The sequence below is a fragment of the Cryobacterium sp. MLB-32 genome, assembly GCF_000738085.1.
Classification (GTDB): Bacteria; Actinomycetota; Actinomycetes; order Actinomycetales; family Microbacteriaceae; genus Cryobacterium.
In genome coordinates this window covers 1-13,748 of the sequence record NZ_JPRS01000168.1, presented here as the reverse complement: position 1 = coordinate 13,748, position 13,748 = coordinate 1, and the positions used below count along the sequence as shown (strand labels likewise).

Genomic DNA, 13,748 nt, shown 5'->3' with positions numbered 1-13,748 from the left:
TCCGGCGTCGCGCCACCCGGGTGGCATCGCCCCGGGCGGTCGCCGCGGCGGGAGCCCGACGCCTGCTGTGGGGCGCGGCAGTGCTGGCGGTGGCGCTCGTCGTGGGCGTCGGCGTCGGGCACGTGGGGCAACCCGCGGCCGCGCGCCAGGTGCTGCGCGACACCATCGTTCCGCCGCTGGACCTGCGCCAGTACCCGAGCCCGCTGGTTTCCTTCCGAAAGTACGTGCGGGATTTCACCGAGAAACCACTGCTGACCGTGACCGGGCTCCCGGACGGCGCCCGGGTGCGGCTGGCGACCCTCGACCAGTACGACGGTGTTGTCTACAACGTGTCGGGGGACGGAAGCGCAGGCTCGGGAACGTTCGCCCGTGTGGGCACCGAGATCGCGGACGCGCACGAGGGACGGCAGGCGACCCTCGACGTGACGATCGGCGGACTGTCCGGCGCGTGGGTTCCCACCCTCGGCTACGTCACATCCTTCGCCTTCCACGGTGACCGGCGGGCCCCGCTCACCGAATCGCTGCACTACAACGACGCAACCGGTTCCGCGCTCAGTACGACGGCGCTGCAGGAGGGCGATTCGTACACGGTCACCGCGGTGGTACCGCTCATCCCCACCGATGCGCAGCTGGCCGACCGGCAGGGGGCTTCCCTCTCCATGCCGGCGTCGGCGGGGGTGCCCAACGCCGTGGCGAGTGCCGCGGCGGCGGCGGTGGGCGATGCGGAGACACCGATCGCCGAGGTGCGCGCGATCGAATCCACCCTGCAGAATGACGGTTTCCTCAGCCACGGGCTTGAGGGCGAGACCTCCTCGCGGTCCGGTCACGGTGCGGACCGCATCGGCGCGCTGCTGGGCGCCAAACAGATGGTCGGCGACGACGAGCAGTACGCGGTGGCGATGGCCCTCGAGGTCGCGCAGCTCGGCCTGCCGGCCCGGGTGGTGATGGGCTGGTACCCCCCGGCCGTGGACGGTGCGGTCGCGGCCGGGTCGGTGCCGTCCGGCGCCGTGCAACTGCGCAGCGCTGATCTGCACGCCTGGGTGGAAGTCGCCTTCGACGGCTACGGCTGGGTGAGCTTCGACCCCACGCCGCCGGAGGACCGCATCCCGCAGACCGAGCAGCCCCAGCCCAAGAGCGAACCGCAGGCGCAGGTGCTGCAGCCGCCCCTGCCCGTGCAGGCCCCCGTGGAACTTCCGCCCGCCGTCTTGCCTCAGGAAGCCCTCGACGAGAGCCCCGTGAACATCTGGGCCACCGTGTTGGCGGTGGCGGGGGCGGCCGCGGGCGTTCTGTCGCTGCTTCTCGTGCTGTTCGGCCCCGTGCTGCTCGTCGGGCTGCTGAAGGCGCGTCGTCGTCGTCGACGCCGTGGCGCGGAGCAGCCGAGCGAACGGTTGAGCGGCGGCTGGAGCGAGGTGACCGACACGGCCACCGACCTCGGCGTGCGCCTCACCCCGGGGGCGACGCGCGCGGAGGGGTCTTCGATGCTTGCCGCGCACTATCCCGACGCCGGAATCACCGTGCTGGCGGCACGGGTGGACGCGGGCGTTTTCGGGCCGGGCGAGGCAACGGATGCCGAACTTCTCGCCTTCTGGGTCGACGTCGACCGGCTGACGTCAGCGATGACGCACTCGGTGGGACCGTGGGCACGGTTACGCGCCCGACTGTCGCTGCGTTCCCTCACCCAGTGGACCCGCCCGCCCCACTGGCCACGTCGGCCACGCCTGATATTCGGCCGCTTTTCGCGCACCAATCCGACTGCCCTCACAGCCACGTGGAGACGCACACCATGACCCAGACATCCTCAGCGCAGCTCACCGATTCCGGCGCGGCACCGGCCAGCCTCGCCGGCCGGGCTGCCGCGTGCCTGCTCGATCTGCTCTGGGTGCTCGCTCCGACTCTGGTGATCTTCCTGATTTTGTTCGGCGTCGCCGCCGAGGCCGCGGGCGCGGGCGACGCCACCCGGGCGGTCGGCCTGCTGCTCGCGGCCTGGCTGGGCGCCGGTGTTCTCGGCGTCTTTTCGTTTGTCTGTTGGGCCGCGCTGCTCGGTCGGGGACGGACGCCGGGCCTGAACGCCGTCGGTCTGCAGCTCGTGCGCATCACCGAGGGCGGCTCCATGGATGCGCCCGGCATCGCGCGTGCCGTCGTGCGCGCGGTGGTCTTCGTGCTGGGCGCCTGCATCGTGGTGGGCCCGTTCTCGCCGCTGTTTGACCGCACCGGCGCCGGGCGCGGGTGGCACGACCGGGCCTCCGGCACACGGGTGGCCGTGGCGCGCACGGATGCGCGGGCACGCGAAACGGAGAATGACACGTGGCTGCCCGTGGAACGTCTCGCTCCGCCCCGTGCCCGGGGATGGGCGACGGCGCCCGCCCCGAGTAAGGCATCCGTCCCGAGTGCGGCATTCGCCCCGAGCGACTCGGCGGCGGCGTTGCACGCGTTCGTGCCCGTCGGCCGGGCCACGTACACCGCACCGCTTAAGGTGGCCACGCGTTATCCCTTCACGCGCGCACCGATCGATGTCGACGACCTCGATCGCACCCGGTCAGCGGATGCCGTGCCGCTGTCGAGCACGCACGGTACGGTGCGTTGGCTGCTCCGGCTCGACACCGGAGAGGCCTTCGACGTGCACGGGGACGGGCTCATCGGGCGCAACCCGGTGGCGCTCGACGGCCTCCCGTGCCAGCTGATCGGCTACGCAGACACCACGATGAGCATTTCGAAGACGCACCTGAGCTTCGGGCTCGAGGACGGGCGCCTGTGGATGACGGATCGTCGTTCCACGAATGGGTCGAGCCTCATTCGAGCAGGCAGCGAGCAGCGGCCGATCAGCAGCGTTGCGCGCACATTCGTGGAGCCGGGAGACCTGATCGCCCTCGGAGAGCGTCGTATCTGGGTGGCCGCGCGATGAGATGGGGAAGTCGCCCGGCGGCGCTGCGTGAGCTGCCGGTGACGGTGACGATGCCGGAGCCGATTCCCTCGCCGATCACGGTGGCGTTCGGAGCGGACACCAACGTCGGACACCGCCGCACCACGAACCAGGACGCCCTGCTCGCGCACGGTTCGGTCTTTGTCGTCGCCGATGGGATGGGCGGCCACGTCGACGGTGACTACGCGAGCGCGACCGTCGTGAACACCTTCGATGCCCTGACGAACCAGAGCACGGTGACGCTGGCGCAGCTGCAGGCGACATTCGCGGAGTCCGTGTTGGCCGTGGCGGCGCTTCCGGTGGGCGGCGGCGCCGGCGCCGGCACCACGCTCACCGGAGTGATGATCACCGAGGTGAGGAACCGGGTCTGCTGGCTCGTGCTCAATATCGGCGACTCCCGCTGCTATCTGCTGCGCGCGGGAGTGCTGCGGCAGATCACGGTGGACCATTCCGTCGTGCAGCAGCAGCTCGACGCCGGCGAGATCACCGCGGCCCAGGCGGCCGTGAGCCCGCAGCGCAACATCGTCACGCGATCCATCGGGGCCGGCAGCCATACCGAACCGGACTACTGGGTGGTGGCGGCTCGCGTCGGTGACCGCCTGCTGGTGTGCTCCGACGGTCTCACGAACGAGCTCAGCCACGCCCACATCGCGCTCGTGCTGCTCGCGGAGTCGAACCCGCAGGCCGCCGCGCGCCGCCTGGTGAGCCAGGCGCTGCTGCACGGCGGCCGCGACAACGTCACCGTCATCGTCGTGGACGCCGTGACGGTGCTCGGCAACGAGGCGCCAGATGACACGGTGCCCAGAGATGAGGCGGTCCTCGCGCCCGTTCCCCCGGTCAACCCCGCCGCCCGCCGCCGCCGCCGCTGCCGCTGCCGCTGCCGATATCGATATCGATATCGATGCCACCGTGCCGCGCGGAACCCTTCCGCCCCGAATTCCTGCCCCTCTCATCACTGGAGTGAACCTCACATGAATCGCTACACACCGGGACCATGGTTCGCCGTCGTCACCGAACATGCCCTCGCCCTGCTGCCCTCCGACGTCGCCCCCGAGATCGTCGAGCGGCTGTGGGCCACGCTGACCTCCCGCGAGGGGTTTGGGGCGGCCCTCGAGGCCCTCACCGGCCAATTCGGTACGAACCTCGCGCTCATTCCGAGCTTCGCCATCGTGGTGGTCGGCGATGACGGCGGGGGTGCCGCCGAGGCGCGCATCGCGGTGCGGGGTCCCCTCGCGGTGTATATCGAGGGTGACGCCGAGCTCGGACAGGTGCGAGTCTCCGGCGCCCGCGTCACCACGTGGAGCGAGATTCTGTCGACCAGCCCGGCATCGATCGAGATCGTGACGGATGCCGTGGGTGAGGAGGGCCCGCTCCTGCCGATTGAGCGCGGCGTCGTCGGCTGCTCCTCGATCTTCATGACGCTGCGGGATAGCGCGCCGGATCTCGTGCCGGATGTCGGATCCGATCTTGTGCCCGGACTCGTGCCGGAGCTGCTCAACACCCCGGCGCGCACCGGCGACCCGCTGCCGTCTGTGGGCTCGTCGCAGGTATCCGCTTACCATCCGGTGTCTGCCCGCCTGCACACGAACGCCGCGGTGTTCGAGGTGCACGCCGTCGTGCCGGGTTTCGACGACGACCATGACGGCGAAACCATCTCGGTGGAGCAGCTGCTCAGGCTCGGCCACGATGCACCGAGCGGCATCGTGCCCAACAGCCCCACTCTCACGCCCGTGCTGGCGGGGGTGCTGCTGATGTCCAGTGGCGGCGAGGTGCTGCTCGATCGTGGTGCGATCATCGGGCGCAAGCCGAGCGCCGGCACATTCCTGACGGGCACCATGCCGCACCTGGTCACCGTGCCGAGCCCACAGCAGGACATCTCGCGCAGCCATGTGGAGGTGCGCTGCGAGGGCCTGACCGTTGTCGCGGTGGACCTCGGCACCACCAACGGCACGCGCCTGTTGCGGGGCGGTCAGGCCGCCGCCCGGCTGAACCCGCAGGAGCCCACTATTCTCGTGCACGGTGACGTGCTCGATCTCGGAGACGAGGTTCGCGTCACGTTCGTGGAAGCCTCGTGAGTGCCCGGCGCGCTGTGACGGCGCCCCCGGCGCTCGCCGGGTTCGAGTTTCTCGACGTGCTCGGCTCCGGAGGCTTCGCCGACGTTTTTCTGTATGAACAGCTCATGCCGCGGCGCCCGGTGGCCGTGAAGGTGCTGCGCACCGAGCACCTGCGGGGCGGCTCGACGGATGCCTTCGCCGCCGAGGCCAATGCGATGGCGAGACTGTCGACGCATCCGTCAATCGTCACCATCTATCAGGCGGGGGTGTCCGACGACGGTCGCCCGTACCTCGTGATGGAATTCTGCCCCGGAGCCAACCTGCAGGTGCGGTACCGTCGCGAGGTGTTCGGTGTGGCGGAGGCGCTGCGGGTGGGCATCCAGATCGCCGGCGCGTCGAGACGTCGCACCGCGCCGGGATCCTGCACCGCGACATCAAGCCGGCCAACATTCTGGTGACCGAGTACAACCGGCCCGCGCTCACCGACTTCGGTATCGCCGCGGCCACAACGGCGGATGAGTCGGGGCCCGTGGGCATGTCGATCCCGTGGTCACCGCCCGAGTCGTTCCGATCACCGTCCTGGAGTGGGGTGTCGTCGGACGTCTACGGCCTCGCGGCCACCCTCTACGCGCTGCTCGCCGGACGCTCGCCGTTCCAGCTGCCCGCCGGATCGAACGTGGGATCGAGCACGCCACAGAACGCGGGAGAGAACGCGGTACAGAATACGGGTGCCGAGGTGATCGGCCGCATCATGAGCCTTCCCGTGCCGAGCCTGTCCCGTGCCGACGTGCCCACGTCGTTCGAGGCCGCGATCGTGCGCGGATTGAGCAAGCGACCCGAGGACCGCTACGCCTCGATGCTGGAGTTCGCGCGGGTGCTGCAGAAGGTGCAGATTGAACTATCGATTGCCGTGACAGTGCTGGACGTGCCCGACACCCTCGTGGGAGAGCTGCGTTCGGGGGGAGCGGCCGACGAGCCCGGCTCCGACGACGACGATCGCACCCGGGTGCGCAGCGTGGCACGCATCGATCCCGAGGGGACGCCGCTGGCCCCGGCATCCGGTGCAGTCGCTGACCCGGACGACGAGGGCGAGGTGGCGGAGGGTCCGGTCGTTGCACGCCGCCGGCTGCTGGGCATGGTGAGTGCGGCGGTCGGTGTCGTGGCGGTGGTCGGGGTGACCCTCGCGGTCCTGGTCGGCGCCGACGGCGCGGTCTCGCCCGTGCCGGATTCCAGCGCTGTGCCCGCGCCCGTGGACGCGATCATCGAGTCGGATGTGCCGACACCGGTCGGCCTCGTCGGGGTCGTGAGCGGCACCGAGGCGGTCTTCACCTGGACGAATCCGTCACCGGAGACCGGCGACCTCTACCTGTGGAGCGCCGTGGTGGCGGGTCAGGACGGCGCGGTGCACACCGTCGCCGAGACCACCGTGACCGTACCTCGTCTCGATGCGCCGGGGTCGGGGTCGGAGACGTGCGTGGCGGTGTCCGTTCGCCGGGCCGACGGGCGGTCCTCGGGCGAGGCCGCCACGGCGTGCGCCGCGCCGGTCACCGCGCCGGTCACCGCGCCGGTCACCGTGCGGGGCTGATTCACAGATTCCGGCACGCGTCGGCATTTCCGGCCACAATGGAGTGCGTCGAGGAGGTCGAATGCAGTCTGGGCTTGGTCCGCACTGGTCTGTCGCGGAAGGCTGGGGGAGTCCGCTCGCGCATCATCTGGTGGTGCGGGAGATGATCGGCGCCGACGAATTCGATGAGTTGCGGCTGCCGCACACCGCGGCATCCGTTGTTTTGGTGCCGGGCATTCCCCGGCGGCTCGCGCGCATTCTCGCCAATGAGTGGCGCCTCTGGTGGAACCGGTGCGTTCTCGAAGAGCCGGGGCCGGTGAACGCCGATTTCCGTGATGCGGCGGGGCCGGCCATGCCGCAGGGCGAACACCTGAGCGCCTTCGTGCTGCGGCACTGGACGCAGATTCGGGCGCACGCCGACGAGATGAATGAGCGGGCGGGCGCGGCGGCGGGCTTTCCCGGCGACCTGTCGATCACGCACGCCGTCGCCGACGTCTCGGCGACGCTCAACCGCCCCACCCACCCCTTCCAACTCACGATCGAGGTGCTCTCCCTGGGAGAAACCGGACTCTGGCGGGTGGCGCCGACGCGCGTTCTGGTGAGCACCGACCTGCGCCTCGACGCCCCCATGTTCGCGGTGCTCCTGCACCCCGTGCTGCGTGATCTTGCTTAGGGTGCACTGAAATTACCTGTACACCCCGCCGGGCGAGGTAGCGTGTGATCGTCCGGTCGTGAAGCACGCCGGACGGGGGCGCCACTACGGCGTATGCACGGCACATCAGGGGGACTCTTTTCATGCTCACAACTTCATTCGTCGCGCTTTCGCTCGCGATCCCGTCGGGCGCGTCGGTCACCGGCGCGGCGGCCGAATCGTCTGACGGCGTACTCGCCGCCACCGGATACGCCACCCCCCTGCTGCTGATCTGGGTGGCGTTCGGCCTGCTCGCGCTCGGCGCGGCATTCGTTCTGCTGCGCACGACCGTGCGTCGCAGCCGCACCGCGTAGCCCGCACGCAGCCCGCGCTGCGTCAGGCGCAGCTAACACGCTGTGCAGAGAGGCTGATACGTTCTGGTGATGAAGACTCTGTGGGGGGCCGGCGTCATCGCCGTGTCTGCAATCATCCTGATGTCCGGCTGTACGACCTCGCCGGAGGGGGTGCCGACGGCGGAACCGTCGCCGAGCTCCTCGGTCGAACCGGTGTCGACGGAGCCGCTGGCCTGCGCCGCGCTCGCGGATTCCGCCCTCATCGACCAGGCCCTGCAGTCCGCGTCCGCTCCGGCCGCGTTCGAGCAGGTCTGGCTGGCAGAGCGCGGCTACGCGGAGCTCACGTCCTACGCCGTGCAGGCGGCCGGTGGCCTCAGCTGCGCCTGGGTGACGGTGCCCACATCCGATCCCGCCTCGGATGCGGGCACGCCGTGGCTCCAGCTCGCCCTCCTCCCGGACGCGCCGGAGGTCATCTCGCCCTATATCTTCGGCGATGGGCCCACTGACGCCACGCGCACCATCGGCACGCGCACGGTGACGGCGAGCTGCGGCGACCCGGGGTGCGGAGTGGTGGCCGTCGTCAATGACACGTGGGTGGATATCCGCCTCAACGTCCCCGGTCTGGGCACCACCGGCGGTGGCCTGGGTTCGATCGACACGATCTTCGAGAACCTGTCGCCCGCGATCGCGGCCGTCTTCGACACCGTCGAGGGCGCGAGTGCCGAGCAGATGTCCTGGCCTGCCACCTCGACGCTGACCGCGGCAGAGCAGTCCGCGCGAGCAACCGGCACCGCCGTGTGCGAGGCGTACCTGCCTCCGGGCGTCTCGCCGTGGCCCTGGATGATCCATCCCTGGTCTGGGAAGCGTGGGAGGAGCCCAGCGTCTTCTTCGGTATCACCGATCTGGCCGCTCGTCGGGCCGGCATCGTTAAGTGCATGGCGCCGGGTGCCACATGGGGGAGCGTGTACATGGACATCGCCCCGGGAAATGCCTGGATCGCGGCGGACATCGGCACGAATTCCCGCGAGAGCCTCGCCTTCACCCGGTCTCTCCTGCCTGGGCAGATCTCCACCGAGGACACGTTCACGGACTGCGCCGACACCGGCGACGCACCCTGCACGGCCGTGTTCTCCCTCGGCTCGGCGGTGATCGAGGTCACCGGGTCTGCCGAGTCCCTCGCCGTTGCCGAGGCCGTCACCGCGCTGGCCCGCTGACGTTCGGGACGTTCGGGACGTTCGGGACGTTCCGGGCGTTCGGGACGTTCCGGACCCCGGCATTCCGGGCCGTCCAGGGCGTTCGGGGTGTTCCGGGCCCCGGCGTTCCGAGTGCCACCAACTCGGGGCACATTCCGGGCCGCCCCCTTCCGTAACCGGGGCGAGCTTTGGGAAGATACACCAGAGAAGACGGGGGATGCATGCTCGGCACGAGGTTCGACCCGCGCCACAACTCCCTCAACGCCCTGCGTCTGGTGCTGGCCGCGTGTGTCATCATCTCGCATTCCTGGGTCGTGGCCGGGTTCGGTTACCCGCCCGCCCTCGCCGGAACCGACCTGGGCATGTTCGCCGTTGCCGGGTTCTTCGCCATCTCCGGGTACCTCATCGCCGGCAGTCGACTGGCGACCCCGTCACTGCCGCGCTTCCTGTTCAAACGTGCACTGCGCATCTACCCGGCCTTCCTCGTGGTGCTCGTGGTCACGGCGGTGGTCTTCGCGCCCGTGTCCGCACTTCTCGGCGGCGGTGCCGTCACGTGGAGCAGTGCGGCGAGCTATGTGTTCGGCAATGCGTCTCTCCACATCACCCAGTGGGGCATCGACGGCACCCTTCAGACATCCGGAACGCCCAACTGGAACGCCCCGCTCTGGTCGCTGGTCTTCGAGGCCCTGTGTTATCTCGGAGTCGGCGTGCTCGCATCCGTGCTGCCGCGTCGCGCCTTCGGCCCGGCCTCGGTCGCCCTGTTCGCCGCCCTCACGGTGGCAACGCTGCTCACCCGGAGCCCGGCGACGCCCACGTTCGGAATGAATCTGCTCGCCATGGGCTCCTTCTTCGCGGCCGGCGTCGTGCTCTTCATCGCCAGACAACGGATGCCGCTGAGCGCGCCGCTGGCCCTCGTGGCGGTGTCGATCGTGGTGCTCGTCACCGCGCTGGGACTGTTCAAGCCCCTCGCCGCCTTCCCGCTCGCGTACCTGATGCTGTACCTGGGCGTGATGCTGCCGCTCCGGCGGGTGGGCGCGCGCAATGACGTGTCGTATGGACTGTACGTGTACGGGTTCCCCGTGCAGCAGCTGTTGTTTCTCACGTTGAGCGCCCTGTTCGGCGCGGCGGCCGTGCCCGTTACGGTGTTCGCGGTGCTCTCGCTGGCGGCGGCGCTGCCGTTCGCGACCGCGAGCTGGTTCCTGGTGGAACGGCCGGCGCTGTCGCTCAAGTCCCTCAGATCGGGGAAGAGGGTGTCGGTTCCGGTATGACCTGCAGCCCCGCGGAGGAGTTGGCGGAGAGCGAGAGCGCCTCCACCCATTCGCGATTCAGCGAGGGAACTCGGCTGCCGAAGTACTTGAAGGTCAGGGGAATGCCTGGGTGTAGCCACACGGTGCTGCGACCGCCGCCCGCGAGCGGGTCGTCCCGCCACGAGAAGTAGAAGCTCTCGCCTCGTCGCAGTTTTGTGCCGATGACGAGCTGGATATGGGCCAGCACACGATCATCAAAGTCGGCCGTCAGACTCGAGTCGTAGGTCAGCTTACCCATTTCAGTGCTCCACTATTTTGAACGGGCTGCGGTCTTGTCGAAACCCCACCGTGCTCACAGACGCACAGCCCACGGCCTCACTTCCACTGTGGAAGTACAACTTCTCGAGGCTCCCTCAGCCTAGTAAAAGCGGGTGCTCGAAATCAGTCGGAATAGGCCTCTCATCAGCCCCAAATCGGGGGGTACGGCCGGTGCCCCTGCCCCAATTCTCGGCCCCCCTATCGAGAGTGCGGGGGCGGGGCCACTATTGCGGCAGCTTTCGTGAACCATGAGTGGAGGGTCAGCGCATGCGCACACTGAGTTCCATCCGAAAAGAGCACGTCGCGATCGGCGGCCTCGCGATCGGCGGCATCGTGATTCTCATCCTGCTCTTCGTCTACAACCTGGTGGTTACCAGGGCCAATCCACCCGTGCCCGGCCCCGGCATCAGCTCAGCCCAGCAATTCGCCGCGGCCTGGGCAGGCTTCACCTCCACGTGGGTCGCGCCGCTTCAGCAAAGCGCAACCAGCTTTCTCTCGTTGGTGATCGGCTTCATCGTGCTCGCGCGCTTGGTCTCCCTGATTCCCCTGTGGAACGTCGGCCAGAGCGACAAGTACGGCTTGCGGGCGGCACTCGGTCTGGGCCTCTCCTTCGTCGTCGTGGCGTCCATCGCCCTGGTCTCTCTCACGCCTCTCTGGCAGCTCGCCTGGCTCACCGGTCTGGCCGGTTCCGTGCTCCTGGCCGCCTACACGGCACGCCGGATGGCGCTCCGTATCGAGGTGAGGTTAGACGGAACCACAGCGGATGCCGGCAGCACCGCCCAACTCGCCGCCTTCGTTGCGGAACTGGGAGCGGAGTCGCCGAAGGGCCGGTGGCTCCCTCAGTCGTCGGATGCCACGGGCTTTGAGCAGTCGGAAATCGTGGGACTGCCCACGAACCCGTTCTTCGCTGCGGTCGTGGGAATCATCCAGGCACTGGCGGGCACGGCGCCTGGCGGGTCGTGGTGTGCGTGGCAAAAGACCACTCGCTCGGGGTCGAGATCACCCGCAATAGGAAGGGGATTGACACGGTCCGCGTCGACCGGCGCATCCTGAAGCCCACGGCACTGGCCGCAGGCCCCGATGCGGCCAAGAATGCTGACGCGGCGAAGGATGCTGACGCGACGAAGGAGGCCGAGGCAGCGATGTCCGACCTATATCGCCTCGCGGCAGCCGTCATCCTCATGCGGGTGTCGAAGAAGTACCGAGGTTTCGACGGGCTCTGCGGGGCCACCGAGTGGAAGAGCGTTGGACTGCACTTCCTCGCCACCAAGGTGCCGGTGAAGAACGATGAGGCGATCGAGCTCCTCACGTATGCCGTCGATGACGACCCGCAAAACAGGCTGGCTGCCCTCTCCCTGAACTGGCAGTTGCATCGCTACGCGACGGACCCAGACGAAATCCAACGCCACGCCACGTGGCTCCTGGGGCAGCTCGACGAGATCAAGGACGAGGTCGAGGGATACGAGGCTCTCCGTCACCGGCTGGTTCTCAATTACCTGACGTCGGTGTGCACCCTGCGCAGTATTCCCGGGCATGCAGACGCCGAGCAGCAAGCGGGCATGCAGGCCCTCAATCTGGTCGCCGCGCTTCACCACGACGAGTCGAATCTCGCCAAGGACATGCGACACCTCGCCGCGGTGTCCGTCCGGCGGCTGATTCCGCACCTGACCGGCGCCCCGCCCACAGATTTGCTCTCGTCGGGCCAGACAGGGCACATCGAGTGGGGTACGGAGGACTGGATGGGTGACGACTGGCTGGAACGAGCGAACAAGAACGCCGACCCTCACGTGAAGTACGCCCTGGCCTGCTATTACGCGCAATCCGAGTCCGGATCGGTTGAGAAGAGCGTGCGCCTTCTGGAGGACGCGCTCGTGCTGCCCGATCTCAAGACCTGGGCCGTCAAAGATCCCTCCCTGCTGCCTCTTCACTCGAGCGCGAAATTTGCGGAGTTCGTGGGCATGGAGCCCGCCGCAACATGGCGTGATGTGCCGCCGTTTCTGCCCTTTAAGACAAAGCTCTCGCGTCTCGGCATCGCTACGCCGGCTCAGCTCGTTGCGGCTCAGACTGCTCCGATCGTCGGGGCGGGCTCGCCCGGAGCCGCTTTGGCCGACTATCTGGCTGTGGGTGCTCTTGAACTCACTGTCCTGTTGCGGGCCGCGACTTTTTGTGAGGCTGTCGGGGAGCAGGGCCTGAATTTTGGGTCCTTCGAACATGAGCTGATATCCGCGCTCCTCGATCAGGGCATCACGGAGATTCATCAGGTTGTGCTGATGCCGCCTGCCGAGCGACGAAAATTGGTTGCTCAGGTCTCGGCGGCGATAGGGACGAGGTGCGTCGCCGGGCCCGATGCCACCACGGTTTCGGGATGGCTCGGCGGGTTCTACATCGACGTCGACATCCTCTGAGGTGCCCCACTCCTGACGCCGGCTAGAGAACGAGCAGGGCCGGCACCACGACGAGCGCGTTGAAGGTGACGTGGGCGATGATCGCGCCGCCGAGGCGTCCGGTCAGCACGGCCAGGCAGGCCGCCCCCAGCCCGAAGACGAAGGTGGACACTCCGGCCACCCATACGCCGGTCACCGTGCCCACGGTCAGTACATGCACGAGGGCGAAGACGAGGGCGCTCACCAGCACGGCAATCACGGTCGAGGTGCCGCGCGCCCCGCCGCTGAGTCGCGTCACCCCGAGCACGGAGCGTAGCAGCAAGCCGCGAAAGAACAGCTCTTCAACGAGGGGAGCGAGAAGAACGGGGGCCAGGAGCGCTCCGAACAGCCACCATCCGTCGTACACGGTCTCGCCGAACGTCACCGCCGACGATCCCATCTGTCCGTAGCCGAGAATCTCCACCACGCTCGCCACCGAGCGGGCGAGCAACCCGATCGACAGCCCCCACAGCAGATCGAGCCAGTGAAACCGCAGGCCCAGGTCGTGCCCGTGAAAAAGCCAGGCAATGCCCACGGCACCGAGCAGCGGAATCCACACGGCCAGGTAACTCAGCAGCAGGCTCACGTTCGGGTCGGTGATCCAGAACTCGGCGGCGGCCAGGCTCGCAAACAGAACGAGGGCCACGGCGAGCACCACGCCGACCGTCGCATCCGTCAGCCCGCGTTGCGCATCGAATATCCGGGGCTTCGTGACCTCACTCATAGTTTCCAAACTACTGCCACGCGGCCCACCGACGCCGTCCCGCGGAGCTGTGGCGGCCACCTGCAACGCAGCGCAGCGCTCTTTTACACCTCCACGTGAGCCGTGTAAACCACCCCCAAGAAGAAACCTAACAATCTCTCATTTATGCGACACTTCACACAAACATGCGTGTGGCATGCCCGAAGAAAGGCCGTTGAGTGGAACTTCGCGACTACATTCGCATTCTGCGCAAAAGCTGGGTTCTCATTCTGCTGCTGACGCTCGTCGCGGTGGCCGGAGCATCCGTGTTCTCGATCGTGCAGACGCCGAAGTACAGCGCCA

The 13,748-nt window shown here is 68.3% G+C and carries 15 protein-coding genes; 12 read left to right on the top strand and 3 right to left on the bottom strand.

What is annotated here, in order from left to right; genetic code table 11:
- The 7 genes from JF66_RS14910 to JF66_RS14885 form a co-directional block, all read left to right on the top strand.
- On the top strand, window positions 1-1,787 hold a 1,787-nt coding region (locus tag JF66_RS14910; RefSeq protein WP_156109829.1), incomplete at its 5' end, for a transglutaminase family protein.
- Complete coding sequence (locus JF66_RS14905; RefSeq protein WP_035879277.1) at window positions 1,784-2,902, top strand: RDD family protein; 1,119 nt, start codon at window positions 1,784-1,786, stop codon at window positions 2,900-2,902. The genes JF66_RS14910 and JF66_RS14905, both read left to right, overlap by 4 nt.
- Window positions 2,899-4,995, top strand: coding sequence for a protein phosphatase 2C domain-containing protein (locus tag JF66_RS21840; protein WP_051973587.1), 2,097 nt, complete (start codon window positions 2,899-2,901; stop codon window positions 4,993-4,995). The genes JF66_RS14905 and JF66_RS21840 overlap by 4 nt, the downstream gene beginning before the upstream one ends.
- A complete protein-coding gene (locus tag JF66_RS25060; protein WP_051973586.1) occupies window positions 4,992-5,432 on the top strand; it encodes a protein kinase in 441 nt (146 codons plus the stop codon). The genes JF66_RS21840 and JF66_RS25060 overlap by 4 nt, the downstream gene beginning before the upstream one ends.
- Complete coding sequence (locus JF66_RS14895) at window positions 5,429-6,559, top strand: hypothetical protein (RefSeq protein WP_051973585.1); 1,131 nt, start codon at window positions 5,429-5,431, stop codon at window positions 6,557-6,559. The genes JF66_RS25060 and JF66_RS14895 overlap by 4 nt, the downstream gene beginning before the upstream one ends.
- 61 nt (window positions 6,560-6,620) lie before the next feature.
- Window positions 6,621-7,211 carry a hypothetical protein gene (locus JF66_RS14890; protein ID WP_156109828.1) on the top strand — a complete coding sequence of 197 codons (591 nt, stop codon included), beginning with the start codon at window positions 6,621-6,623 and terminating at the stop codon, window positions 7,209-7,211.
- A 122-nt stretch (window positions 7,212-7,333) separates the two neighbouring features.
- Window positions 7,334-7,543: a hypothetical protein gene (locus JF66_RS14885; protein ID WP_035879273.1), complete on the top strand. Its 210-nt coding sequence runs from the start codon at window positions 7,334-7,336 to the stop codon at window positions 7,541-7,543.
- A 458-nt stretch (window positions 7,544-8,001) separates the two neighbouring features.
- Here JF66_RS14885 and JF66_RS23745 read toward each other — a convergent pair whose 3' ends face one another.
- Complete coding sequence (locus JF66_RS23745; RefSeq protein ID WP_035879270.1) at window positions 8,002-8,313, bottom strand: hypothetical protein; 312 nt, start codon at window positions 8,311-8,313, stop codon at window positions 8,002-8,004.
- A 39-nt stretch (window positions 8,314-8,352) separates the two neighbouring features.
- Between JF66_RS23745 and JF66_RS23740 the strand changes: the two genes are divergently transcribed.
- Both JF66_RS23740 and JF66_RS14865 read left to right on the top strand, forming a co-directional pair.
- Window positions 8,353-8,736, top strand: coding sequence for a hypothetical protein (locus tag JF66_RS23740; RefSeq protein ID WP_035879268.1), 384 nt, complete (start codon window positions 8,353-8,355; stop codon window positions 8,734-8,736).
- Window positions 8,737-8,936: 200 nt separating this feature from the next.
- Window positions 8,937-9,983 (top strand): acyltransferase, encoded by a 1,047-nt coding sequence (locus JF66_RS14865; protein WP_035879267.1) that lies wholly within the window; start codon window positions 8,937-8,939, stop codon window positions 9,981-9,983.
- On the opposite strand, the gene JF66_RS14860 is transcribed toward JF66_RS14865, so the two are convergent.
- A complete protein-coding gene (locus JF66_RS14860; RefSeq protein WP_035879265.1) occupies window positions 9,949-10,260 on the bottom strand; it encodes a hypothetical protein in 312 nt (103 codons plus the stop codon). The two genes, JF66_RS14865 and JF66_RS14860, sit on opposite strands and share 35 nt — an antisense overlap.
- A 287-nt stretch (window positions 10,261-10,547) precedes the next feature.
- Between JF66_RS14860 and JF66_RS14855 the strand changes: the two genes are divergently transcribed.
- Window positions 10,548-11,333 (top strand): hypothetical protein, encoded by a 786-nt coding sequence (locus JF66_RS14855; protein ID WP_035879263.1) that lies wholly within the window; start codon window positions 10,548-10,550, stop codon window positions 11,331-11,333.
- Window positions 11,249-12,685: a hypothetical protein gene (locus tag JF66_RS14850; protein ID WP_156109826.1), complete on the top strand. Its 1,437-nt coding sequence runs from the start codon at window positions 11,249-11,251 to the stop codon at window positions 12,683-12,685. Before JF66_RS14855 ends, JF66_RS14850 begins: the two co-directional genes overlap by 85 nt.
- A 22-nt stretch (window positions 12,686-12,707) precedes the next feature.
- Here JF66_RS14850 and JF66_RS14845 read toward each other — a convergent pair whose 3' ends face one another.
- The gene (locus JF66_RS14845; RefSeq protein ID WP_035879260.1) at window positions 12,708-13,427 is read right to left on the bottom strand and encodes a CPBP family intramembrane glutamic endopeptidase; all 720 of its coding nucleotides are present in this window, start codon (window positions 13,425-13,427) and stop codon (window positions 12,708-12,710) included.
- A 197-nt stretch (window positions 13,428-13,624) separates the two neighbouring features.
- On the opposite strand from JF66_RS14845, the gene JF66_RS25055 reads away from it, so the two are divergent.
- Window positions 13,625-13,748: Wzz/FepE/Etk N-terminal domain-containing protein (locus JF66_RS25055; RefSeq protein ID WP_156109825.1), on the top strand; the 124-nt coding region annotated here is incomplete at its 3' end.